The sequence below is a fragment of the Mesorhizobium sp. WSM3626 genome (assembly GCF_000513935.1).
In the GTDB taxonomy this organism is placed as follows: Bacteria; Pseudomonadota; Alphaproteobacteria; order Rhizobiales; family Rhizobiaceae; genus Mesorhizobium; species Mesorhizobium salmacidum.
In genome coordinates, this window is sequence record NZ_AZUY01000008.1 from 41,108 (window position 1) to 66,486 (window position 25,379).

The following is a 25,379-nucleotide window of genomic DNA, read 5'->3' on the forward strand; positions in this document are numbered from 1 at the left end:
TTTGGGGCAACGACATGCGTCAAAACAAAAGACCTGAAGCGGGTCGCATGTGTCAATTCAAACGCGGCGCGCTTTAGGCGATGGCAAACCCCGATATCGTCATCATCGGTTCCGGCATCGGCGGCGCCACGATCGCCGCCGGTCTGGCCGGCTGCGGCGCCTCAATCCTGATGCTGGAGCGCGGCGAGCCGTTGCCGGCAACGCCGCATGCGCGCGACACGCGCGCCATCTTCGTTGACGGCCATTACCGGCCGAAGGAGATGTGGCGCGAAGCTGGCGGTACCGCGTTCAACCCAGGTAATTACTACTATGTCGGCGGCAATTCGAAATTCTTCGGCGCGGTGCTGATCCGCTACCGCAAGGAAGACTTTTCCGCCATGGAACACTTTGGCGGCGTCTCGCCGGCATGGCCGTTTTCCTATGACGAATTCGAGCCTTGGTATTCCAGGGCAGAGCAGCTGTTCCGCGTGCGCGGCGCGCTGGGCGAGGATCCAACCGAGCCATTTCATTCGGTTCCCTATGCCCTCAAGCCGGTGCCCGACGAGGCGCCGATCGCGCGCGCCCGTGCCGAACTCAAGGGGCTGGGGCTGCATCCGGCCTCCCTGCCGCTCGGCGTCGACATCGACACCTGGCTGAAGGAGGGCAGGACCGGCTGGGACGCTTTTCCCAATACCGGCCAGGGCAAGGTCGACGCGCAGACCGGACCGCTGACGGCGGCCCTGACCGACCAGAACATTAAGCTCGAGACCGGCGCCTATGTCGAATATCTCGAGACAGCCCCGGACGGCAAAACCATCTCGGCCGTTCACTACCGCCAGAACGGCGAGCCGAGGAAAGTCGCGCCGAAGCTGGTGATCCTGTCGGCCGGCGCGGTCAATTCAGCGGTGATCCTGCTGCGCTCGCCCTCACCCGGTAATGGCAAGGGCCTGGCCAACCGCTCCGACCAGGTCGGCCGCAACTTCATGAATCACAATTCGAGCGCCATGCTGGCGATCGATCCGCGCCGCAGGAACGATGCCGTCTACCAGAAGACGCTGATGCTGAACGACTATTATCTCACGGGCGGCAAGGGCGGCAAACCGCTCGGCAATGTCCAGCTTCTCGGCAAGATCGACGGCAACATGCTCAAGGCCAATGTGAAACGGCTGCCGAAATTCGCGCTCGACTTCATGGCCGGCCATGCCATCGACTGGTATCTGATGTGCGAAGACCTGCCCGATCCGGAAAGCCGCATCATGGTCGACGGCAAGGACATCGTCATGCAATGGCGACGCTCAAACATGCAGTCGCTCGACGGGCTGACCAAGGTGATGCGTGCGAATTTCCGCGCCTGCGGTTATCCCATCGTGCTGTCGCGCCCGTTCGACAAGCGCACGCCCTCGCACCAGTGCGGCACGGTCAAAATGGGCGACGATCCGGCGACGTCGCCGCTCGATCCGTTCTGCCGCGCCTTCGATCACCGGAACCTCTTCGTCGTCGACGCCAGTTTCCTGCCGAACTCGGCCGCCGTGAACCCGGCGCTGTCGATCGCCGCACAGGCGCTGCGGGTAGCGGATCACATCCGCAAGACAGAGTTGGCCGCATGACCCGCCCGGCAGCCATCGTCACCGGCGGCGCGCGCGGCATCGGCCTTGCCTGCGCCGAAGCGCTGGCCGACGCCGGATTCGACATTCTCGTCGCTGACCTTGCCAAAACAGCCGCAGGCGAGCTCGCCGCAAACATCACCGCGCGCGGCGCGAAGTTTGCCTATGTCGGCTGCGACATCGCCGATCTTTCCGCTCATGCCGCCCTCGTCGACGCCGCCATGCAAGCCTTCGGTCGCATTGATTGCCTGGTCAACAATGCTGGCGTCGGCGCCGTGGTGCGTGGCGACCTTCTCGACCTCAAACCCGATAATTTCGACCGCGCGCTCGGCGTCAACCTGCGTGGCACCGTCTTTCTCAGCCAGGCCGTCGCCAAGGCGATGCTGGCCAAGCCNGGCGATCATGCCAAGTCGATCATCACCATCACCTCGGTCAGCGCCGAGATGGCCTCTCCGGAACGCTCCGAATATTGCGTGTCGAAGGCAGCGCTTTCCATGTGGGTGAAGAACCTGGCGCTCAGGCTCGCCCCGGAAAACATCGGCGTGTTCGAGCTGCGGCCGGGCATCATCCGCACCGACATGACGGCAGGCGTGAGTGCCAAATACGACGCGTTGATCGACGGCGGCCTGGTGCCGGCGAAACGCTGGGGCGAAGCCTCCGATATTGGTGCCATGGTGGCGGCGCTCGCGGCCGGCAGACTGGGTTTTTCGACCGGCTCGATCATCAATGTCGACGGCGCGCTCTCCGTGCCCCGGCTGTGAACGGATGAGACAATGACCGACTACATCATCGTGGGCGCCGGTCCGGCCGGCTGCGTGCTGGCCAACCGGCTAAGCGAGGATCCCTCCAATTCCGTGCTGCTGCTCGAAGCCGGCGGCAAGGACTGGCACCCCTATATCCACATGCCGGCGGGTTTCGCCAAGATGACCAAGGGCATCGCCTCCTGGGGCTGGTCGACCGTGCCGCAGAAACACATGAAGGACCGCGTCTTCTGGTACACGCAGGCCAAGGTGGTCGGCGGCGGTTCTTCCATCAACGCCCAGATTTACACGCGCGGCAATGCCCACGACTACGACGCGTGGGAGAAGGAAGAAGGGCTGGCCGGCTGGGGCTATCGCGACGTGCTGCCCTATTTCAAGCGCGCCGAGAACAATCAGCGTTACGCCAACGATTTTCACGGCGACCAGGGCCCGCTCGGCGTCTCCAACCCGATCTCGCCGCTGCCGATCTGCGAGGCCTATTTCCGCGCCGGCCAGGAGATGGGCATTCCTTTCAACCCGGATTTCAACGGCGCCAGCCAGGAAGGCGTCGGCTACTACCAGCTCACCCAGAAGGACGCCCGGCGCTCGTCCGCTTCGGTTGCCTATCTCAAGCCGATCCGCGACCGGAAGAATCTCATTGTCCGGACCGATGTGCTGGTCACCCGCATCGTCGTCGAGAACGGCCGTGCCATCGGCGTCGAGGTGGTCGACAAGCCGGGCGGCCAGACAACAATCCTGCATGCCGACCGCGAGGTGATCGTCTCGTCCGGCGCCGTCGGTTCGCCGAAGCTTCTGATGCAGTCGGGCATCGGCCCGGCCGACCACCTGAAATCGGTCGGCATCACGCCGGTACACGATCTGCCGGGCGTCGGCTCCAACATGCAGGATCATCTCGACCTGTTCGTCATCGCCGAATGCACAGGCGATCACACCTACGACAATTACGCCAAGCTGCACCGCACGGCCTGGGCCGGCCTGCAATATCTGCTCTTGAAGAAGGGACCGGTGGCTTCCAGCCTGTTCGAGACCGGCGGCTTCTGGTACGCGGATCCGACCGCCGCCTCGCCCGACATCCAGTTCCATCTGGGTCTCGGCTCCGGCATCGAGGCCGGCGTCGAGAAGCTGAAAAATCCCGGTGTCACCTTGAACTCGGCTTTCCTGCGGCCGCGCTCGCGCGGAACGGTGCGGCTGAAAAGCGCCGATCCAGCCGACCATCCGCTGATCGATCCGAACTATTGGTCCGATCCCTATGACCGCGCCATGTCGCTGAAGGGGCTGCGGCTGGCGCGAGAGATCATGCGGCAGAAGGCACTTGCCCCCTACGTGCTGCGCGAGGTAATGCCCGGTCCGTCGCTCGCCAGCGATGACGAGTTGATCGACTATGCCTGCCGCACGTCCAAGACCGACCACCATCCCGTCGGCACCTGCCGCATGGGCCATGACGAGATGGCGGTGGTGACGCCGGATCTCATGCTGCGCGGTATAGAAGGCTTGCGCGTCTGCGACGCATCGGTGATGCCGCGTGTGCCTTCTTCCAACACCAACGCGCCGACCATCATGGTTGGCGAAAAGGGCGCTGATCTGATCCTTGGCCGCGAGCCGCTGGCGCCGGCGGTGTTTTCCGGCAATCGTGCTGCTTAGGGAGTGGTAAAATGATCAGGCACTGTGTTTTCGCAAGATTTCGTAGTGATGTGTCCCCGGCCGAGCGCACGGCTATCCACGCCGACCTCGAAGCGTTGCGGCAGGTGATCGAAGGCATGGAAACGGTTCATTTCAGCGCCAATGTCAGTCCGGAGCCCTTCGCGCGGGGTTTCAGCCATGGCTTCACCATCGATTTCCGCGATGTAGCGGCGCGCAACGCCTATCTCGTCCATGAGGCGCATCAGCATGCCGGCGCCCGGCTGGTCGCGGCCCTCGAAGGCGGCACCGACGGATTGATGGTCTTCGACCTCGATCTTACGAAAAAGTGAACCGCCGGCCTTTCGAAAGCCGGCTGATCGCTGTTCTCTTTTGCCGACAAGGCGACATATCGTTCCTTTGGGGGTACAAAGGAGGACGCCTTGAACCTCACCGCCGAGCAGAAGAAAACCGTTCTGGCGTCATTTCTGGGCTGGACGCTCGATGCTTTTGATTTCTTCCTTCTGACCTTTCTGCTCACCGATATTGCGGCTGAGTTCCAGACTGATGTCCCCGCGGTGTCGAAGGCTCTGTTCCTGACCTTGGCGACCCGCTTCATCGGCGCGTTCTTCTTTGGCATGCTTGCCGACAAATACGGTCGCAAGCCGATCTTGATGCTCAACATCGTCAGCTACTCGGTGATCGGGGCGCTGGCTGCTTTCTCTCCCAATCTCGGCATCTTCCTGGCGCTACGCGCCCTGTTCGGCATCGCCATGGGCGGCGAATGGGGCCTCGGCTCCTCGCTTGCCATGGAATCCATACCGCCGCGGGCACGCGGCATGGTCTCGGGTATCTTGCAATGCGGTTATCCCGCCGGTTACCTCCTGGCGGCGGTGGTCTATGGGCTGCTCTACGGACAGAAGGTCGGCGACTTCGTCCTCGGCTGGCGCTTCATGTTCCTGCTGAGCTTCATACCGGCGCTGATGGTGCTGTTCATCCGCTCGCACGTGCCGGAATCGCCCCCCTTCGTCGAGGCACGAAAGCAGGTCAGACCGGGGTTGCTGGAAACGCTGCGGAAGCACTGGCGCGTCGCGCTCTATGCCGTGGTGCTGATGATGTTCTTCAACTTCTTCAGCCATGGCACGCAGGACCTCTACCCGACCTTCCTGAAGAAGCAGCATGGCTTTGATCCGCATACGGTGAGCTGGATCACCATCGTCGCCAATATCGGCGCCATTGTCGGCGGCCTGGCGTTTGGCGCGCTGTCGGAGAAGATCGGCCGCATCAACGCCATTACCATCGCATGCATCATCGCCCTGCCGGCGATCCCGCTATGGGCCTACAGCTCCACGCCCTTCATGCTGGCAATCGGCGCCTTCATCATGCAGGTCGCGGTCCAGGGTGCCTGGGGTGTCATCCCGGTTCACCTCAATGAGCTTTCGCCCGGCGCGGTGCGCGCCACCTTGCCCGGCTTCATATACCAGGCCGGCAATCTCGCTGCCTCCTACGGCGGTCCGTATCAAGCGGGGATCGCAGAGGCACCCGGCGGCAGTTATGGCCATGCGCTGGCGCTATTTGCCGGCGTGGTCGCCGTCTGCATCATCGTGGTCATCCGCTTCAGTCCGGAGCGGCGCGGTCAGGTAATGACGGTGCTGGGTTGAAACGTCAGCCCATCCTCAGGGCGATGACGCCTGCGACGATGCTGAGCGCGGCGGCACCGCGCCAGCCCGTCATCTTCTCGCCGAGCGCGTAGACCGAAATCATCATGGCGAACAGGATCGAGGTCTCGCGCAGTGACGCCACCGAGGCGATCGGCGCCTTGGTCATCGCCCACATCACGATCCAGTAGGCGGCGCCGGAAAGTACGCCGGTGAACAGCCCGGTCTTCCAGTCGCGCGCCAACACCGGAAGCGCCTTGGGTCCTCGGAAAACCAGGCAGAGCACCAGCGCCCCAAGCGCATCGCAGATGAACAACCAGGCGGCATAGCTTTGCGCGGTTGCGGCCAGCCGCGCGCCGCTGCCGTCGGACAGCGTGTAGCTGGCAATGAAGATCGACGTGCCTAGCGCAAATGCGACCGCGCGCAGGTTCAGCTTCTCCAGATGCGCCCCGCCGCGAAACGACATTACCAGCGTTCCGGCCGATAGAAGCAGGATGCCCACGATGGCGAGCGGCGCCGGCACCTCGGCGACGACGAACATCCCGCCAATCGCGGCCAGCAGAGGTGCCGTTCCGCGTGCCAACGGATAGGTCTGGGCGAAATCGCCGGCCTGGTAGGCGCCGATCAGGAAGGTGCGGTAGCCCATGTGGAAGATCACCGAAGCGGCGATATAGGGCCAGACTTCCACCTTGGGCACCTCGACGAAAGGCAGCACCACGAGGCCAGCGACCCCCATGCCGAACGTCATCAAAGTAATCGACAGGAAGCGGTCGAGATGTACCTTGACCAGCGCGTTCCAGATCGCGTGCATGGCGGCCGCGGCAAGCACCGCGAGGAAGACGAAAAGCGTCATATGGAGCTCATCGACCTCCGGAGCCGAAGGGCGTTTCGAGATCGATGTCGACCTGGACGGGGAAGTGATCGGAAGCAAGCTCGCCTATATCGGCGCTGACCGAGCGCACACGCCCGGCCAACATGCCGCCGACAAAGCAATGGTCAAGACGGCGCTTTGCCAGTCTGCCGTCGATGATCTTCTCATGCGTATGGAAATCACCAGCCGGTTCAACCGCCACGGCGGCGGCATCGACGAAGCCGTCGAGATAGGCTGCTCCACGATGATATGGCGTGCTGCCGACGATGCGACGGTATTCGACGCTGTCCGGCTCCATGTTGAAATCGCCCAGCCAGATCGCCGCCGGCGGATTTTCCGGCTCGACTTCCCCATGTGTCCAGTTGCGCGAAGGTTCGTCGTCCACGCCGCTCCACGGTCCGCCTTCCCCCGGCGTCCGGCGATGCTGCGCCAAGAGATAGTCGATCTGGTCCAGCCGCTCTTCCGCGGCGATGTGCGCGAGATGCAGCGAAAGCACCCTGACCGACCCGGCCGGCGTGCGGATCATGCATTCGAGCGCGGCGTTGCGGGTGTTGAGCGGACGCAGCGTACGGCGCATCGGCAGCGCGTGCAGCCGCGACCAGACGATCGGCAGTTTTGACAGGACCATGGTGCCGAATTGCCGGCGGCGGTTGACCAGACGGCCGTCCCGCCATTCGCTGGCATCCATGTCGAAGGCCGGGCCATACACCCAGTGATGATCAGGCAGAAGCCGTGAAAGCAGCTCCGGCTGGTCGTCGAAATTGCTGCGCTGCCAGTGCCGCTCGACCTCCTGCAAGGCGATGATGTCGGCGCCGGCAATCATGCGCGCGGCGCGCGAAAGATCGTAGCGCCCGTCGCTGCCGAACCCGTACTGGATGTTGTAGCTGACCAGCTTCATTGCTTATCCGGCTCACTTCCCGGTGTTGGCAGTAACGGTTCGGTCGATCGCTTGCAATGTGCAGGAGGACGGACGGGGCTTGGGCCAGCAGGGCGGCGGTCGAGACGCGGCATCTGCTAGTCGGTGGTCAACGGCTGAAACCGGCCTGCCGGCGACGCCGCCAGTTCCGCCCAATCGATCTCTTCCTCCAGCCGGTGATAGGCTTCATCGCCGATCGTGCCGTTGCTGCGCAGTTCCTCCAGCGTGTCGCGCTGGCGGTTGATGGCGTAGAGCCGCAGCCGGTCGTATTCGGTTGCCGCCTGCGCATCCTCCGGATTTTCCGCGATCTGCCGCTGAGCCTCGTACTGCTCGCGCACGACGGCCGCCGCGGCCGACGTCTTGCGGCTCAACACGTCAAGCGCGGCCTGCATGACGGCAACACGCGCCTGAGCCACTTCGCGATCGACACTCGTGTCCCGTTCGAAGTTGAGTATCCGCAGCAAGGGCTTCAAGGTCATGCCTTGCAACACCAGCGTGCCCAGAACCACCGCGAAGGCGGCAAGCACGATCGGGTCGCGGCCGGGAAAGCCGGCCGGCAGCGCAATGGCCACCACCAGCGTCACCAGCCCCCGCATGCCGCACCAGCCGACCAGCACGGCGCCGCGAAATGTCGGCGCTTCTCGCCTTCTGTCTTCGGCGCCGAAGCGGGCGAACCATCTTATGATCGCAACGTAACTCGCCACCCAGACGAGACGTGCCAGAATGACGACAACCAGCACCGTCGCGGCAAAGAGAAAGGCTCCGCCCTGCCCGTCGCCGGAGAGCCGACCGACGATAGAGCGTGCCTGCAGCCCCATCAGCACGAAAGCCAGCACGTTCAGCACGAACACCGCCGATTCCCAGACCGAATAGGTGCTGACGCGGCGTCTCGCCGACATGCGGCGCGGCGCGCTGCGTGCAATGGTGATGGCATAGACGACGATGGTGATGATGGCGGAAAGACCGAGCCTGTCGGCCAGGATCCACACCCCGAATGTCCCGGCGAACTGCACCACGGTGCTGCTTGCGGCGTCGTCGATCCGGCTAAGTGTCAGCAGCGAGACACGGCCAAGCACATAACCCGCGGCCAAACTGCCAATCGTCGACAGCAAGACCACCGGAATGGCGTTGCTCAGCAGGATCGAACCGAGCGCAGCCGAAACCGCCAACCGGTAGATCAGCAGCGCGGTGGCATCGTTGAGCAGGCTCTCGCCTTGCAGGATGGCGGTGAGGCGGTACGGCACCTTGAACTGGCCGAGCACGGCGCTCGCCGCCACCGCATCCGGCGGCGCGACGATGGCGCCAAGCGCGACCGCCGCCGCGATCGGCAGCCCGGCCATTTTCCAGCCGACGAAGGCAACGACTAGGGTGGTGAAGACCACGGCGCCGAGCGCCAGCAGCACCAGAGACAGCCTGTAGCGCTTCAGGTCGCGCAGCGACGTGTCATAGGCGGCATCGAGAAGCACCGGCGCGATGAACAGGGCAAGCGCGAGTTCCGGATCGATCTCGATCACTGGCGCACCGGGTACGAAAGCAATCGCGACGCCGGCCAGGGCCAGAAGGGACGGATAGGGAATCTCCAGCCGACGCGACAGCGCCGTCAGCGCGACGGCGGTCAAAAGCAGGATAAGCGTCAGTTCGAAAAGAGCCATGCGCTATCGTAGCGGCCGAATGAAACGATTGGCAGTGCCAAAGTCATGGCCGTGAAACAACGGGGTGACACCTCCGGTACCGGTTGTGTCGCCGCGGGCACGAGGAATCCGGATCGCTGGAGCACCCGTTCGGGAGCGCCTCCGACCGTGGACTACCTAGTGCAACACCAGCATATCGCTCGACGAGAACGAAATCTCGGCCTTTTCACCGACCGCGGGCGGCGGCGTCGCCGGGCTGTTGAACGTGTCGAGCGACACCGTGTTGCCGCCGATGCCGACGCGAACACGGATCACCGAGCCGAGGAAGTGTACTTCGGAAATCTCGCCCGAAAGACTGGAATCACGGCCGGGCTGGCGACCAAGCGAAATTGCCTCGGGCCGCAGCGCCAGCGACAGCATGTCGCCGGACTTCGAGCCGTTGAGCTTGCCCTTGAGCGAGACTTCCTGCGTGTTGACCTGCACCGTGCCGGATGCGGCGTCGGTGACCTTGCCTTCGAGCACGTTCAGCGTGCCAACGAAATTGGCGACGAATTTGGTTGCCGGCCGGTTGTAGATCTCGAACGGTGTGCCGACCTGCTCGGCCTTGCCGCCATACATGACGGCGATGCGGTCGGAGATGGACAGCGCCTCTTCTTGGTCATGCGTGACGAAGATAGTGGTGATGCCGAGCTTCTTCTGGATCGAGCGGATTTCCTCGCGCAGCGACACACGCACCTTGGCGTCGAGCGCCGACAGCGGCTCGTCGAGGAGCAACAGCTTCGGTTTCGGCGCGATCGCACGCGCCAGCGCAATGCGCTGCTGCTGGCCGCCGGAAAGCTGGTAGGGGTAGTGGTCCGCCATCTGCGGCAGCTTGATCATGTCGAGCATCTCGGCGACGCGGGCATCGATATCCGCCCTGGGCATGCCGGCGACCCTCAGGCCGAAGCCGATGTTCTGCGCCACGGTCAGGTTCGGGAACAGCGCATAGGCCTGGAACACCATGCCGACATTGCGCTGGTTGGGCTTCAACCGGGTGATGTCCTTGCCGGCTACGACGATCTTGCCGGCTGATGGCTCCTCGAAGCCGGCGACCATGCGCAGCACAGTGGTTTTACCACAGCCGGACGGCCCAAGAAACGAGACGAATTCACCCGGCTCGACGTCGAGATTGAAGTCCTCCACCACCGTGGTGGCGCCGAAGGATTTTCGGACGTGCTGGATGGAGAGGAATGGCTCGGCCATGGTTCTTTCTTTCAATCAATTCGGGCGGTTGGCGGACTTCGGCGCAAACCGCGACAGGACCTGGATCAGCGACATGCAACCCCAGGTGATTACGAAAGCAATAATGGACAGCGCTGCCGGTTCATAGGCTCGGTTGGCAACCAGGTTCTGCAAATAAGGACCGAAAGCGGGCCGATTGAGCAGACTTGCCATGGTGAACTCGCCGATGACGATCGCGAACGTGAGGAAGGCCCCGGAGAGCACGGCGATCAACACGTTGGGAAGGATCACGCGGGTGACGATCGTACCCCAGCCGGCGCCGAGGATCTGGGCCGCTTCCGTCAGCGTCCGAACGTCGATGGTACGAAGGCCGGTGTCGACTGCTCTGTACATATAGGGCAGCGCCAGCGCCGCGTAGCCGATGACCAGCAGAGCATTTGTGGCTGTATTGTTAGACAGGAACGGCAGGGGCGAATTCGAGCCGTACATCCTGATATAGCCGAAAACGATGACGATGGCCGGGATGACCAGCGGCAACAAGGTGATGAACTCGACCACCGGGCGAAGCTGGGGCAGACGCAGCCGGATCCAATAGGCGGTGGGCACAACGATTAGCACACCAAGAAGGATGGTGAAGACCGCCACGATCACCGAATACATGAAAGTTGTCTGGAACTGGCTATCGCCGAGCACGACCTTGTAGGCGTCGAAGGAATAGACGCCGCGACGCATGCGCAGCGAAAACTCGATCGTCGCGATGAGCGGTATGAAGAAATAGGCCGCGCCGAGGATGAAGACGATCCAGGCCCAGAATTTGCCAGCCTTCATTTGAGCCACCTCTCGGAACGGGTCCGGAACCAGATGTAGAAGATGTTGGCCAGCCCGGTGATGAAGATCATGCCGAACGCAATCGCATAGCCGAGGTGGGCATTGTGCAGCACATCGCCGCGTATCTGCGCGTAGAGCAGGATGGGCACGATGTTGAGCGAAGAGCCCGTTAGCGCATAGGCGGTGGCGATGGCGCCGAAGGCGTTGGCGAAAAGCAAGATCACGGTGCCCAGGAAACTCGGCCATAGCACGGGTATCACAACCATCCGCCAGTACTGCGACTGTGTCGCGCCGAGCGTCGCTGCGGCCTCACCCCATTCCTTCTTCAGCCCGTCGATCGCCGGCACGATGATGACCACCATGAGCGGGATCTGGAAGTAGACATAGGTGAGCGTCAGCCCCCAGAACGACAGCAGGTTGAAACCATGCGCATAGAGATTCAGCCCGACCAGTGTATTGAGCAGAACGGTAACCAGCCCAAGGCGGCCAAGCGTGGCGATGAAAGCAAACGCAAGCGGCACGCCGGCGAAATTGGAAGCCACCCCGGAAAAGGTCAGCGTTGCCGACCGTATCCAGTTCGGCAGACCGCCTCGTACGATGGCAATCGCAATGGCCAAGCCTGCAAAGGCGCCGATCAGCGACGAGGCCAGGCTTACCTTGATCGATATCCAATAGGCGGCAACGATGTGCGCCTGCGACAACGCGAAGATGTTATCCAGCGTGAATTCGCCTGCATCGTTCTGGAATGCGCCGAGCATCAGGTAGAGCGTCGGCAAAATCAGAAACATGATGGCGAAAATGAAGAACGGCGTCACCCCGAGCCACTGCGTCGGAAACCGCAAGGCGCGCGCTTCTCCTGGGGGCGCGGTCTTTCCCGCAATGGCCTGACTGGAAAGCGTAAGATCGGTCATGCGCCGGCTACCGTCTTCGAGGAAAGACCGGGCGGCCACGTGGCCGCCCGGTGGATTTCAAGTTACTTGACGTTGGCGCCGACGACAGCGTCCCAGTTCTTGGTGATGGCTTCCTTGGCTTTGCCCTGTTCGTCGAGCGTCGGGAACGCGGCGGCGGCATAGGATTCCGCCGGCGGCAGCTTGGCCAGCACGTCAGCCGGGACCTTGCCGTTCTTGGCAAGATCGTTGAAGCGGATCGGGTGGCAATAGCCCTTCAGCCAGCCGATCTGCCCCTCGTCCGAATAGAGGTATTCCATCCACAGCTTGGCTGCATTCGGATGCGGCGCGAAAGCGCTGATCGCCTGCACGTAGACACCGGCGACAACGCCGGTCTTCGGCACGATGACGTCGACGGGCGGGTTGCCCTTCAGCGTGTCGCGGCCCGAAAGCGCGTTGTAGTCCCAGGTGACGAGGATCGGCGTCTGGCCCTGGGCGAGCGTCGCCGTCTTGCCGATGACCGGCACGAAATTGCCGGCGGCGTTGAGCTTCTTGAAGAAGTCGAGGCCAGCGGTGCCGGCGGCTTCACCAGCTGCCGCACCACCGGAAAGGCCGGCGGCGTAGACGGCCTGGATGGCCTGGTTCGAAGCGCGCGGATCACCGGCAAGCGCGACCGAGTTGGCGAATTCCGGCTTCAGCAGGTCGGCCCAGTCGGTTGGAGCTTCCTTGACCAGATCCTTGTTCACTTCGAAGGCGAGCACACCGTAATAATCGCCATACCAGGCGCCATCGGCATCCTTGGCGCTGTCCGGGATCGAGTCCCAGGTCGACACCTTGTAGGGCATCAACAGGCCGTCGGCCTTGGCGGTCGGGCCGAAGGACAGGCCGACGTCGATGACATCAGGAGCCTGCGGGCCCTTGTTGTCCTTGTTGGCCTTGATCGCCTCGACTTCATCGCCGGAACCGGCGTCGGGGTTGAGTTCGTTGACGGTGATTTCCGGATATTTCGCCTTGAAGCCGGCAATGACGTCACCGTAGCCGCACCAGTCATGCGGCAAGGCGATCGTGGTGAGCTGGCCTTCGGCTTTGGCGGCCTTGATGAGATCGTCCATCGAAGCGGCGGACGAAATCACCGACGACACCATGAGGGTCGCGGCCGAAAGGGAAAGTACTTTCCCCGTGAATTTGAACATGTGTTCTCTCCATTGAACTGACGCCGTTGGACGTCTGCGATGCGGTAGCGTTTCCGTGTGACAGCCAAATGAAAGCTTTGTGAAACCAGCGCCTCGCAGCGTGAAAAGTTAACTCTTTTTAACGGACTGTAGCAATTAGCCATCACTTAACTTTCCGGCTAATCATTAATCCGCCGCTATATCGCCCCTTCCCCTTTCCTTTCCCCTCGTTTCTCGATCAACTTCCGCACCCCGGAAACCGGCCTCAGACCGTCCCGGCGATCGCGTTTTCGAGCAGTGTCAGCGCCGCCTTCTTGGTCAGCTTGACTGGGTTGCCGCCGGCCGTTGGATCGACCACCGCCATGTCGGCGATCAGCGCCTTGCGCTTCTTGTCCATGTCGAGCCCCTTGATCAGACCCGGCAGCGCGTGCGGCACCTTCAATTCCTTGCGCAGCTTGATGATTGCCTTGGCGAAGCCGTCGAAGCCGCCCTTGATGCCGCAATAGGCGGCAAGCCGGGCAATGCGCTCCTCGATGGAGTCCCGGTTGAAGGCCAGCACGTAAGGCATGAACACGGCATTGGTCATGCCGTGATGAGTGTCGTAGAGCGCGCCGATCGGATGCGACAGCGAGTGGATGGCGCCCAGCCCCTTCTGGAAGGCGGCAGCACCCATGGCGGCCGCGCTCATCATATGGGCGCGGGCGACGAGGTCCCCACCGTTGGCATAAGCCTTCGGCAGGTTCTCGAAGACCAGGCGCACGCCTTCCACGGCAATGCCATCGGCCATGGGATGATAGCCCGGCGCGCAATAGGCTTCGAGGCAATGGGCAAGCGCGTCCATGCCGGTGCCGGCGGTGATGAAGCCCGGCATGCCGACCGACAGTTCCGGATCGGCAATGACGATCGCCGGCAAAAGTTTCGGGTGGAAGATGACCTTCTTGGTATGGGTCGCCTCATTGGTGATGACACCGGCGCGACCGACCTCCGAGCCGGTGCCTGCCGTGGTCGGCACGGCGATGATCGGGGCGATCGCATCGGAGTCGGCGCGCGTCCACCAATCACCGACATCCTCGAAATCCCAGACCGGCCGCGTCTGGCCGGCCTGAAAAGCGATCAGCTTGCCGAGGTCGAGCGCCGAGCCGCCGCCGAAAGCGATGACACCGTCATGCTTGCCCTTCTTGAACACCGCGATGCCGGCGGTGAGGTTGGAGTCCACCGGGTTCGGCTTCACCTCGGAGAACACGCCATAGGGCACCTTGGCCTCATCGAGAATCCTGAGCGTCGAGGCGACGACCGGCAGTTTCGCCAGGCCCGGATCAGTCACGAAAAGCGGCCGCTTGATGCCGGTGGCCGCGAGCACCTCCGGCAATTCCTTGATGCGCCCGGCGCCGAAGCGGACGGTGGTGGGGTAGTTCCATTTGGAGATGAGCTTGGACATTGCTTGTCTTTCAAAAATCAGATGGCTTCGCGCAGGTGGAATGACTTCGGCCTCGTTAGATTGTCGTAGCCGATGGCCGACAGCCCGGCGCCCTTGCCGGTGTCCTTGACACCGGTCCAGACCAGCGCCGGATCGAGATAGTCGCAGCGGTTCATGAACACCGTGCCGGTCTCGACCCTGTCGCCGATCGCCACCGCATGCTCGGTGTCGCGCGTCCAGATCGAGGCGGTCAGCCCATAGGCGCTGTCGTTCATCAAAGCGATCGCCTCTTCGTCGTTGCGCACCTTCATGATGCCGACGATCGGGCCAAAACTTTCCTCGCGCATGACGCTCATCTGGTGGTCGACTCCGGTCAACACCTCCGGCGCCAGGTAGGGCGAGCCGGGCTCGTCGTTAGCCACCTTCATATTGATATGGGCCTTAGCGCCCTTGCGAAGCGCTTCGGCCTTCTGCTCGCGGATCAGGTCGGCGAAACGCGCCTGCGCCATCGGCCCCATCGTCGTCACCTGCTCCACAGGATTGCCGACGACATAATTCTTCGTCTCGGCGATGAAGCCTTCGACGAACTCGTCATAGACCTTCTCGTGCACATAGACGCGCTCGATGCCGCAGCAGCACTGGCCGGAATTGAAGAAAGCGCCGTCGACCAGATTGGCGACCGCATGGTCCATCTTGGCATCGGGCAGCACATAGGCCGGATCCTTGCCACCAAGCTCGAGGCCAAGCGTCATGAAGGTGCCTGCCGCCGCCTTTTCGATGGCGCGGCCGCCGCCGACCGAGCCGGTGAAATTGACATGGTCGATCTTGCCCGAACCCAGCAGTTTTTCGGTCTGGGCGTGGTTGAGAACCCCGTTCTGGAACACGCCCTTGGGTAGGCCAGCCTTGTCGAAGGCCTGCTGGAAGCGCTCCCCGACCAGCAATGTCTGCGCCGCATGTTTCAGGATAACGGCGTTGCCGGCCATCAGCGCCGGTACGATGGTGTTGACGGCGGTGAGATAAGGATAGTTCCACGGCGCGATCACCATGACCACGCCGAGCGGATCCTTCTTCACATAGCGGCGGAAGCCGTTCTTCGGGTTGGAGGCCGGCACCGACTTGAGCGCCTGCTCGGCGATCTCGACCATATAGTTGGTGCGTTCCTTGACGCCGCCGAACTCGCCGCCATAGCGAACCGGCCGCCCCATTTGCCAGGCTATCTCCGGCACGATCTCGTCGGTCATCGCGACCAGCGCTTCGAGCATCGCCAGCATGTATTTGCCGCGCTCGACGATCGGCGTCTCAGCCCACTTCTCCTGCGCCGCCTTGGCGCGCTCGACCGCGGCGTTGATCGCCTGACCCGTCGCGATCGGACGCTCGGCGTAGATCGAGCCGTCGATGGGAGATTTTAACTTGACCGTTTCGGTCATTCGTTCAGTCCTCGCACTTCATGAATCTTGATTTGCGCCGCCGCCATTCCAGCGATGGGCGGAGAGGGCAGCGGCGGCTTGGTTTAATATCGTTCGAACCCTCTGTGCAGTTCCCAATCCGTGATCCGGCGATCGTATTCGAACTGTTCCCACTTCGCTGTGTGGACATAGTGCTCGAGCACATCCTCCCCGAGCGCCTGCTTCAGCATCTTCGACTTGGCCAGCGTCTCCGTGGCATCGCGCAACGTCTTCGGAATCTCCGGCAAACGAGAAGCCTGATAGGCGTCGCCGACGAAAGGCTTCTGCAATTCCAGCTTCTCGTCGATGCCGGCAAGGCCGGCCGCGATCAGCGCCGCGAAGGCCAAATAAGGATTGAGGTCGGCGCCGCCGATGCGGCATTCCATGCGGATGCCCTTGGTGCCCTCGCCGCACAGGCGGAAGCCGGCGGTGCGGTTGTCCTCGCTCCACATGATCTTGGTCGGCGCGAAGGTGCCGGCCTGGAAGCGCTTGTAGGAGTTGATGTAGGGCGCCAGGAACCAGGTGAAGTCCTTGGCGTATTTCAATTGTCCGGCCGCCCATTGCTGGCCGAGCGTCGACAAGGTCCAGTTGGCCTTCTTGTCGAAGAACAGCGGCGTCTTGCCATCGGCGCTCCACAGCGAGTTGTGGATGTGGCTGGAATTGCCGGCGAGCCCGTAATTGTACTTCGACATGAAGGAGATCGCCTTGCCTTCGGACTCGGCGATTTCCTTGGCGCCGTTCTTCAGGATGACGTGGCGGTCGGCCATGTCGAGCGCTTCGGCATAGCGCACATTGATCTCTTCCTGGCCCGGGCCCCACTCGCCCTTGGAATTCTCGATCGGAATGCCGGCCGCTTCCATCTCGTTGCGAAGCCGGCGCATGACGCCTTCTTCCTTGGTGGTGATGCCGATCTGGTAATCGCCGATATAGGGCGAAGCGGTGTCGAGACCTTGCCAGTGCTTCTTGCGGGCGGAATCATAGGTCTCGTTGAACAGGTAGAATTCGAGCTCGGAAGCGAAATAGCCGATATAGCCGCGCTCGCTCAGCCGCTTGACCTGTTTCTTCAGGATGGCGCGCGGCGAATGCGGCAGGTCGTCATGGGTGTGGTGGTCGAGCACGTCGCAGATCACCAGCGCCGTCTTCTCCAGCCATGGAATGCGCCGCAGCGTCGCCAGGTCCGGCTTCATGACGAAATCGCCATAGCCCTTCGACCAGCTTGCCGCCTTGTAACCCGGCACCGGTTCCATATCGATGTCGGCCGCCAGCAGATAGTTGCAGCCATGCGTCTCGTCATGCGCGGAATCGACGAAATATTGCGCCAGGAACCGTTTTCCCGCCAGTCGGCCCTGCATGTCGACGATGCAGGCCAGCACCGTGTCGATCTCGCCATTGGAGACCGCTTTCTTCAACTGATCGAACGAGAAATTTCCGGCCATTCCTTTGGCACTCCAGTGCTTGGTCGTTGAAAGGGAGAAACAAAACCATGGCCGGCGCGATGCCGGCCATGGCCATGATGGCGGATGTCAGTGGCCCGTTTCGCCGACCGCCTGCTCCGCTGCTTTGATCGCCGCCTGGCGCGCCGCGATGATGTCGCCGAGCGGCGGACCCTGGAAGCGGTTGCGCTCGAAAGCGAACCAGACGATCGCAGTCAGGATGAAGAAGCCGACAGTGATGTAGAGCGCCCAGTCATTCGGCGGCTGGATGCCGATGATGAAGATCAGGACCATCGACACAATCGACAGGAAGCCGAACAGCATGAACACGCCGCGCCCCATGTTCCACGGCCCCATCTTGTCCCACTTCGGTGTGCCCCAGGCCAGCATGCCGAGCACGATCGGCACGATGAAGGATAGGAACAGGAAGATGACGGTGCAGGACACGACGATGGTGTAGGCCGAGGTGCCGGCGACCGAAACCAGCGTCGAGCCCCAGACGAACAGCACCGACAGGATCGACGCCGTCCAGATCGCCGCCACCGGCGTTCGGTAAGTCGGGCTGACCTTGGCAAGGGCCGATGAACCGGGCAGGCCGCCGTCGCGCGAGAAGGCGAAGATCATGCGCGAGGCCGACGTGACGGTGGCAAGGCCGCACAGCAGCTGAGCGACGAAAACGACGAGATAGACGAATTCCTTGATGCCGGGGCTGACGCGCTGGTCGAAGGCCCAGAAGAACACGTTCCAGCCCTGCTTGGCGGCGTCGTCCATGTTGGGGATCATCAGCACGAAGGCGACGAGGAACAGATAGCCGAACAGTGCCGACCAGATCACCGACATGACCATGGCGCGCGGCACCGAGGAAGCCGCCTTGATGGTTTCCTCGGAAGTGTGCGCCGAAGCGTCGTAGCCGGTGATCGTGTAGATCGGGAGCAAGAGCCCGAGCGCGAACACCCAAGCGTTCGAAACCTGCGGCCAGACGCCGCCGCCGGCATCGCCGGAGTAATTGTGGAACGTAAACAGCCGGCCGAAATCCCAATGTTCCGCCGAGATCAGGCAGACCACCGCGATCAGGATGGCGCCGAAGAAGATCAGATAGCCCGAGAAATCAGTCAGCTTCGCCGTCAGCTTGATGCCGAGATGGTTGATCAGGGCCTGGGCGCCGGTGATGATGATCAGGAAGATCATCTGGTTGGTCAGCGTGCCCTCGATGCCAAGCGCTGGCCCGAAGGCGCCGACGAAGAACGTCCAGGTGCCGACATTGATGGCACCGAGCACGGTGATCAGGCCGAGCAGATTCAACCAGGCTGTCACCCAGCCGGTGCCACGGTTGCCGAGGATGGAACCCCAGTGATAGAGGCCGCCGGCGGTCGGATAGGCCGAGCTGATCTGCGACATGGCGACGGCGAAGGTCAGCGAGACAAAACAGCCGACCAGCCAACCGATGCCGATGCCGATGCCGCCGGCGCCTGAGGTGCCTTGCGCCAGCGAATTGATGCCGCCCGACAGGATGCAGATAATGGAGAAGGAAACCGCGAAATTCGAAAAGCGGCTGAGGCGCCGCTCCAGTTCCTGGGCGTAGCCCATGCTGTGGAGGGCCTTTACGTCCTCCGCTTTGTCAACGTCTGTATAGCCCGGTGCTGTCATTGGAAGTCCCCTGTTTGTTTCTCAGCTGGCCGATTGGACTGACTTTCTGACTGAATGCGATCTGGGCCGCGTGGCCTCCTCTGGCTCCAGATTGGAAAAAATGCCGGTGAGCAGATCCGCCCATTTCCGCTGCCCGGTCTCGCCGGAGATTTCGTCGTTGCGGATCTCGATCATCGCACAGGGCAAGCCGCGCGAACGTGCGTGCCGTTCCAGCGTGAAATAGACGCGGTCGGCCGGCGAATAGGGCTCGTTGACGCCGACGGTTACGCCGGCAAGCCGCTTGAGTGCCGCGATCAGCGGCGCCGCCAGGCGGCGATCCTCGTCATGGATAATGCCGATGTGCCAGGGCCGGTTTTTGGACTTGTAGACCGGCGTGAAGGAATGGACGGAGACCAGCCGCGTCTCCTGGCCGCGCGCCAGCCGCTCCTCGACGATGCGCCCGATCGTGCTGTGAAATGGCTGCCATGACAGGGCCACCCGCGCCGCGAGCTGCTTCTGGGACAGGCCGGTATTGCCCGGTATGGCTGTCGTTTCGCTGACCTGCGGCACCAGGTCCGGCGCGTCGAGCGGCCGATTGCAGTCGACGACCAACCGCGAAATCCGGGTTTCGACCAGCGTGGCATCGAGTGCCTGCGCCATCCGCGACGCAACCGGCAGCGCACCGGGATCCCAGGCGATGTGGCGCGTCAGGTCCTCGGCGGCGAGGCCGAGCGTGCCGAATTCGGTCGGCAGGAAATTGGAAGCGTGGTCGCAGGTCAGTACGAAAGGGCTCGATCCGCCGGCGTTCATCACCCGCACGGTATCAGACGATGCAAGGCTGGCGGGCCGTGCTTTCTCCATAGTCTGCCGTCCCCGGGGAGCGCTGTATCGTATGTTACGTATTTTGCCTCATTGCGTCCCTACGGATGATTTCATACAGTTTGTTTGGCTTTGTCAAATGCGATCTGGGGAAAAGATCGTCGACGGCCAGGGTGGGAGAAGATGATTTCCAACATTGCCGAATTGATCGCCGACCGCATCGGCGCGATGCCCGCCGGCGAACGGCGAGCGGCGCAGACGCTGATCGCGAACTATCCGATGATCGGCCTGAAGACGGTCGCCGAATTCTCATCCGCGGCCGGCGTCTCCTCGCCGACAATCCTGCGTTTTGTCGCCCGGCTCGGCTTCCAGAACTATCCCGAGTTCCAGTCGGGCCTGCAGGACGAACTGGCGGCGCAATTGCAGTCGCCGGCGATACGAACGCTCAATCCGCCCTCGCCCAATGGCGGCACGGTGTCGCCCATGCTGGAAGCGACGCTCGACAACATGCGCGAGACCTTCAGGCATCTATCCGACAGGCAGCTTGCCGACATTGCCACCAGGCTGGCCGAGCGGCGCGGCAAGACCTTCCTCATCGGCGGCCGCTTCACCGATCCGCTGGCGCGCTACATGGCAGCCCATCTGGCCGTCATCCAGCCCGATGTCTTTCACCTCGCCGGCCAGGAGAGCATGTGGCGCGACAGGCTGATCGACATGGGCAAGCGCGACGTGCTGGTGATCTTCGACATCAGGCGCTACCAGGGCAGCCTCCTCCGCTTTGCCGAGAAGGCGCATCAGCGCGGCGTGCAGATCGTGCTGTTCACCGACCAGTGGCTGTCGCCGATCGCCCGCTTTGCCCGCCACGTCATCGCCGGACGAACCGCAGTGCCTTCCGCATGGGACTCCTCGGCGGCGCTTTTTGTCGTCGCCGAAACGCTGATCGGCGCCGTCACAAGACAACTCGAGGCCGACGGTGCCCGGCGCATCCGCGAGATGGAAGGCCTGCGATAAGCAGATCCCCCGGGGGCATCGCATCGGCTCCGCTGCAGCGTCCCGAATTCACGTTACCGAGATTTAATGTGCACGATTGCGTGATAATTGCCATAAACCGATGATATCGGGGCGTGGCCGGTTGTTGCCGCCAGCCCGCATCGTCGCTGCATCCGCTTCCACCTGGAACCCAGCGGACGATTGTTGCCGCTGGAGTATCGATGTCGAGCTGGAAACAGATTGTCCTTGCATTTGTGATCGTGGTCGCCGCCGTGGCTGCGTGGGCGCGTTTCTACCCCGGCGCTCCCGAAGTGCTGTCACGCTGGGGGATTGACTGGGCATATGGCGCGATGCCTCCAGCAAAGGACACCGCAGCGGCTGGCGCCCGGCAGACGGAGCGCACCCGGATTGCCACGATCGTCGCGTCGCCAGCCAGCATGGCCACGATCAACGACCGCTTGCAGGCGATCGGCACCGGCCGCGCCAACGCCTCGGTGACCGTCAATCCCTATAGTTCCGGCCGCCTTGCCGAACTGCTGGTCGAATCCGGCAGCCACGTCGATAAGGGGCAGATCATCGCATCGCTCGATTCCGATACGGAGATCATCGCCCAGAACCGGGCCAAGCTCGCTTTGCAGGATGCCCAGTCCAAGCTCGACCGCGTCAAGTCGTTGCGTGCCTCAAACGCCGCGACGCCGGTCGCGGTCGCCGATGCCGAAGTGGTGCTGGCCGGCGCCAAGCTGGCGCTTCAGGATGCCGAGCTTGCGCTGCAGCGCCGCTCGATCCTGGCGCCTATCGCCGGTACCGTTGGCATCCTGCCGATCTCGGCCGGCAACTATGTGACCAACCAGTCGGCGATCGCCACGCTTGACGACCGCTCCTCGATCCTGGTCGATTTCCAGGTGCCCGAGCGCTTCGCCGCCGCCGTCAAGGTCGGCGCGCAACTGACGGCGACGCCGATCGCCAATCCGAGCAACGCCTATACCGGAACGGTGTCGGCGATCGACAACCACATCGACGAAAAGAGCCGTACCCTGCTGGTCAAGGCCAAGATCGCCAACCCGGCCGATTCGCTGCGCGCCGGCATGTCGTTCTCCATCACCATGAAATTCCCCGGCGAGACTTATCCGGCCGTCAGCCCGCTGGCGATCCTGTGGGGATCGGAGGGCGCCTATGTCTGGCAGATCGAGGACGGCAAGGCCAGGCGGTTGCCGGTTCGCATCATCCAGCGCAACACCGAAACCGTATTGATCGACGCGAAGATCGACAGCGGCGACATGGTGGTCATCGAAGGCACCCAAAGTGTCAGCGAAGGCGGCGAGGTTCGCATCGCCGGCCAGGACCAGCGCGCCGCCAACGCCGCGGAAGGCTCATGACCGGCTCCGCCAACGCCTCCAGCGACACCGGCTTCACCGCGCTGTTCATCCGCAGGCCGGTCATGGCCTTCGTGCTGAACACCCTTATTGCCGTTGCCGGCCTCGCTGCCTTTTACGGTGTCGAGATCCGCGAATTGCCCGACGTCGACCGTGCCGTCGTCACGGTCTCCACCACCTTCGAAGGGGCCGCCGCCGAAACCGTCGATCGCGAATTGACCGACACGATCGAGGGCGCCGTCGCCCGCGTCTCCGGTGTCAAGTCGATCTCGTCATCCTCGTCCTTCGGCTCGAGCCGTGTCACCATCGAGTTCAACGACGGGGTCGATCTCAACGTCGCCGCCTCGGACGTGCGTGACGCGGTCGGCCGCGTCGCCAACCAGATGCCGGACACGGCCGATCCGCCGCGCATCGTCAAGGCCGACGCCAATTCCGACGCGGTGATGCGCCTGGCGGTGACCTCCGACACCATGTCGATCCAGGACATGACGGTGGTGGTCCAGGACCAGATCGAGGACGAACTGGCCGCCGTGCCTGGTGTCGCCGACGTCCAGGTCTATGGCGATCGCGACAAGATCTTCCGCATCGACGTCGACCAGAACAAGCTGGCCAGCCTTGGCTTCACGGTCGCCGATCTCCGGGCGGCGCTTGCCTCCGTCGCCTTCGATTCCCCGGCCGGGTCGATCACCACGACCAACCAGGACCTGATCGTCCGCACCACGGCCGACGTGACGACGCCTGAGGAATTCGAGAACATCATCATCGGCGGCACGACGCGCATCCGCGATGTCGCGACCGTCACGCTCGGCCCCGATATCGGCCAGACGACGCTGCGCTCGGACGGCAAGACCGGCATCGGCATCGGCATCATCCGGCAGGCGGAATCGAACACGCTGGACATTTCGACCGGCGTCCAGGCCGCCGTCGCCAAGCTGCAGGAGAACCTGCCCAAGGGCATGTCGATCAAGATCACCAGCGACGACGCTGTCTTCGTCAAGGGTGCGGTGCACGAGGTCGAGATCGCGCTTGGCCTGTCGGTCACCATGGTGCTGATCGTGATTTATGTCTTCCTGCTCGACTGGCGCGCCACGCTGATCCCGGGCTTGTCGATGCCGGTCGCCATGATCGGCACCATAGCCGCCATCTATCTGGCCGGCTTCTCCGTCAACATCCTGACGCTGCTTGCTTTGGTGCTGGCCACCGGCCTTGTCGTCGATGACGCCATCGTGGTGCTGGAAAACATCGTGCGACGGCGCAACGAAGGCATGGGCCCGCGCGCGGCCGCCGTGCTCGGTGCACAGGAAGTGTTCTTCGCCGTCGTCGCCACGACGCTGACTCTGGTCGCCGTCTTCGTGCCGATCTCGTTCCTGCCGGGCCAGACCGGCGGCCTGTTCCGCGAATTCGGCTTCGTGCTTGCGATGTCGGTGCTTCTGTCCTGCGTGGTGGCGCTGACGCTTTGTCCGATGCTTGCCTCACGCATGCTGACCAGCGCGTCGCTCCACCACGAAGGCGGTCACGGCATTGGCGCACGCATCGGCGGCGTCCTGAATGCCGGCTACAAGCGTGCGCTCCATGCATGTCTCGACGCGCCGTGGATCGTGGTTCTGGTCGCGGTGCTGTTTGCCGGCATTGCGTTTGCGCTGTTCGGCACCATCCGCCAGGAGCTGACGCCAACCGAGGACCGCGCCGCCGTGCTGTTGCGCATCAACGCCCCGCAAGGCGTCAGTCTCGACTATACGACGCAGCAGATGCAGAGAATCGAGCGCCTGATCCAGCCCATGCGCGATTCCGGCGAGATCCGCTCGACCTTCGAAAACGCCGGCCAGAACGGCTCCTACAACTCCGGTTTCATGGTGATGACGCTGGCGCCGTGGGACGAGCGCAGCCGCAGCCAGCAGGAGATCATGGCCGAGATCAGCCAGTTGACCAGGCAGGTGCCCAGCGTGCGCATCTTCCCGGTCCAGCCCAACAGCCTCGGCATCCGCGGCGCCGGCAATGGCCTGCAATTCGCGCTGGTCGGCAACGACCGCAAGGCGCTTGGCGACGCGGCGGTCAAGATCATCGCCGAGATGCAGAAGGATCAGCGTTTCCAGACGCCGCGCCTGTCGATCGACCCGACGCAGCCGCAGCTCGCCGTGGCCATCGACCGCGAGCGCGCTTCCGATCTCGGCATCGACATCACCGGGCTCGCCAACACCATGCAAGCCATGCTCGACGGCAACGACGTCGTCGATATTTACATCGCCGACCGTAGCTACGGCGTGAAGCTGGTCTCGACCACCAACCCGATCAACGACCCGACCGATCTGGAAAATGTCTTTCTCAAGACGGCGGATGGCCGCTTCGTGCCGATGTCGACCATCGCCACGCTGACCGAGCGCGCCGTGCCGCCGTCGCTCTCGCGCGAACAGCAGCAGCCTTCGGTGGCAATTACCTCGAACCTCTCAGGCAATTTCGCGCTTGGGGACGCGCTGACACGCGCGCAGGAGATCGCCGCGCCGCTTCTGCCGCCCGGCAGCCGCATCCTGCCGCTGGCCGAAGCCGCGACTTTGGGCGAAACCAACAGCGCCATGGTCACCATCTTCGGCTTCGCGCTGGTCATCATCCTCTTGGTGCTAGCCGCCCAGTTCGAGAGTTTCGTCAGCGCCGTCATCATCATGGCGACGGTGCCGCTCGGCCTTGCCTGCGCCATTTTCGCCTTGCTGCTCTCGGGCACCAGCCTCAACGCCTACAGCCAGATCGGCCTGGTGCTTCTGGTCGGCGTCATGGCCAAGAACGGCATCCTGATCGTCGAATTCGCCAACCAGCTGCGTGATCGCGGCCTCGGCGTGCGCGAAGCGATCGAGCAGGCTTCCACCATTCGCCTGCGGCCGGTGATGATGACGATGATCTGCACAATTCTCGGCGGTGTGCCGCTTGTGCTGGCCGCCGGCGCGGGCGCCGAGGCACGCGTGGCGCTCGGCTGGGTCATCGTCGGCGGGCTTGGCCTGGCCACCGTCTCGACGCTGTTCCTGACACCGGTCGCCTATCTCCTGCTTGGCCGCTTCGTCACCCCGAAGACCCACGAGGAAGCACGGCTGAAGCGCGAACTCGAGGAAGCCGTCTACACCAATGTGGAACCGGCGCAATAG

General features: G+C 63.1%; 20 protein-coding genes. 8 read left to right on the top strand and 12 right to left on the bottom strand.

Going from position 1 to position 25,379, the window contains the following annotated elements:
* Window positions 1–80: 80 nt before the first annotated feature.
* From M653_RS0108445 to M653_RS0108465, 5 genes are all read left to right on the top strand, one after another.
* A complete protein-coding gene (locus M653_RS0108445; protein WP_027142947.1) occupies window positions 81–1,586 on the top strand; it encodes a GMC family oxidoreductase in 1,506 nt (501 codons plus the stop codon).
* Window positions 1,583–2,344, top strand: a complete 762-nt coding sequence (locus tag M653_RS0108450; RefSeq protein WP_027142948.1) for a 3-ketoacyl-ACP reductase — start codon at window positions 1,583–1,585, stop codon at window positions 2,342–2,344. The genes M653_RS0108445 and M653_RS0108450 overlap by 4 nt, the downstream gene beginning before the upstream one ends.
* 12 nt (window positions 2,345–2,356) lie before the next feature.
* The gene (locus tag M653_RS0108455; RefSeq protein ID WP_027142949.1) at window positions 2,357–3,985 is read left to right on the top strand and encodes a choline dehydrogenase; all 1,629 of its coding nucleotides are present in this window, start codon (window positions 2,357–2,359) and stop codon (window positions 3,983–3,985) included.
* Between the two features lie 11 nt (window positions 3,986–3,996).
* Entirely contained in the window at window positions 3,997–4,314 is a 318-nt protein-coding gene (locus tag M653_RS0108460; RefSeq protein WP_027142950.1) for a Dabb family protein, read from the top strand.
* A 90-nt stretch (window positions 4,315–4,404) separates the two neighbouring features.
* Window positions 4,405–5,622, top strand: coding sequence for an MFS transporter (locus M653_RS0108465; RefSeq protein WP_027142951.1), 1,218 nt, complete (start codon window positions 4,405–4,407; stop codon window positions 5,620–5,622).
* A 4-nt stretch (window positions 5,623–5,626) separates the two neighbouring features.
* Here the strand turns inward: M653_RS0108465 and M653_RS0108470 are convergent, their stop codons facing one another.
* The 12 genes from M653_RS0108470 to M653_RS0108525 all read right to left on the bottom strand — a co-directional run bounded on the left by M653_RS0108470 (window position 5,627) and on the right by M653_RS0108525 (window position 19,927).
* On the bottom strand, window positions 5,627–6,472 hold the full coding sequence (locus M653_RS0108470) for an EamA family transporter (RefSeq protein WP_027142952.1): 846 nt from the start codon (window positions 6,470–6,472) through the stop codon (window positions 5,627–5,629).
* A gap of 7 nt (window positions 6,473–6,479) precedes the next feature.
* Window positions 6,480–7,388: an endonuclease/exonuclease/phosphatase family protein gene (locus M653_RS01000000132235; RefSeq protein WP_032935129.1), complete on the bottom strand. Its 909-nt coding sequence runs from the start codon at window positions 7,386–7,388 to the stop codon at window positions 6,480–6,482.
* Between the two features lie 116 nt (window positions 7,389–7,504).
* Window positions 7,505–9,058: a sodium:proton antiporter gene (locus tag M653_RS0108480; RefSeq protein WP_027142953.1), complete on the bottom strand. Its 1,554-nt coding sequence runs from the start codon at window positions 9,056–9,058 to the stop codon at window positions 7,505–7,507.
* 156 nt (window positions 9,059–9,214) lie between these two features.
* Complete coding sequence (locus M653_RS0108485) at window positions 9,215–10,279, bottom strand: ABC transporter ATP-binding protein (protein WP_027142954.1); 1,065 nt, start codon at window positions 10,277–10,279, stop codon at window positions 9,215–9,217.
* Between the two features lie 15 nt (window positions 10,280–10,294).
* Entirely contained in the window at window positions 10,295–11,086 is a 792-nt protein-coding gene (locus M653_RS0108490) for an ABC transporter permease (protein ID WP_027142955.1), read from the bottom strand.
* Window positions 11,083–11,997: an ABC transporter permease subunit gene (locus M653_RS0108495; RefSeq protein ID WP_027142956.1), complete on the bottom strand. Its 915-nt coding sequence runs from the start codon at window positions 11,995–11,997 to the stop codon at window positions 11,083–11,085. The genes M653_RS0108490 and M653_RS0108495 overlap by 4 nt, the downstream gene beginning before the upstream one ends.
* Window positions 11,998–12,059: 62 nt before the next feature.
* Window positions 12,060–13,166 (bottom strand): ABC transporter substrate-binding protein, encoded by a 1,107-nt coding sequence (locus M653_RS0108500; RefSeq protein ID WP_027142957.1) that lies wholly within the window; start codon window positions 13,164–13,166, stop codon window positions 12,060–12,062.
* Window positions 13,167–13,410: 244 nt separating this feature from the next.
* The gene (locus tag M653_RS0108505; protein WP_027142958.1) at window positions 13,411–14,583 is read right to left on the bottom strand and encodes an iron-containing alcohol dehydrogenase; all 1,173 of its coding nucleotides are present in this window, start codon (window positions 14,581–14,583) and stop codon (window positions 13,411–13,413) included.
* A 17-nt stretch (window positions 14,584–14,600) separates the two neighbouring features.
* On the bottom strand, window positions 14,601–15,989 hold the full coding sequence (locus M653_RS0108510; protein WP_027142959.1) for an aldehyde dehydrogenase family protein: 1,389 nt from the start codon (window positions 15,987–15,989) through the stop codon (window positions 14,601–14,603).
* Between the two features lie 83 nt (window positions 15,990–16,072).
* A complete protein-coding gene (locus M653_RS0108515) occupies window positions 16,073–17,443 on the bottom strand; it encodes a glutamine synthetase family protein (RefSeq protein ID WP_027142960.1) in 1,371 nt (456 codons plus the stop codon).
* A gap of 87 nt (window positions 17,444–17,530) precedes the next feature.
* The gene (locus M653_RS0108520; RefSeq protein ID WP_027142961.1) at window positions 17,531–19,087 is read right to left on the bottom strand and encodes an amino acid permease; all 1,557 of its coding nucleotides are present in this window, start codon (window positions 19,085–19,087) and stop codon (window positions 17,531–17,533) included.
* A gap of 21 nt (window positions 19,088–19,108) precedes the next feature.
* The gene (locus M653_RS0108525; RefSeq protein WP_027142962.1) at window positions 19,109–19,927 is read right to left on the bottom strand and encodes an N-formylglutamate amidohydrolase; all 819 of its coding nucleotides are present in this window, start codon (window positions 19,925–19,927) and stop codon (window positions 19,109–19,111) included.
* A 141-nt stretch (window positions 19,928–20,068) separates the two neighbouring features.
* Between M653_RS0108525 and M653_RS0108530 the strand changes: the two genes are divergently transcribed.
* The 3 genes from M653_RS0108530 to M653_RS0108540 all read left to right on the top strand — a co-directional run bounded on the left by M653_RS0108530 (window position 20,069) and on the right by M653_RS0108540 (window position 25,379).
* Window positions 20,069–20,896, top strand: a complete 828-nt coding sequence (locus M653_RS0108530; RefSeq protein WP_027142963.1) for a MurR/RpiR family transcriptional regulator — start codon at window positions 20,069–20,071, stop codon at window positions 20,894–20,896.
* Between the two features lie 200 nt (window positions 20,897–21,096).
* A complete protein-coding gene (locus M653_RS0108535) occupies window positions 21,097–22,251 on the top strand; it encodes an efflux RND transporter periplasmic adaptor subunit (protein WP_027142964.1) in 1,155 nt (384 codons plus the stop codon).
* Complete coding sequence (locus M653_RS0108540; RefSeq protein ID WP_027142965.1) at window positions 22,248–25,379, top strand: efflux RND transporter permease subunit; 3,132 nt, start codon at window positions 22,248–22,250, stop codon at window positions 25,377–25,379. Before M653_RS0108535 ends, M653_RS0108540 begins: the two co-directional genes overlap by 4 nt.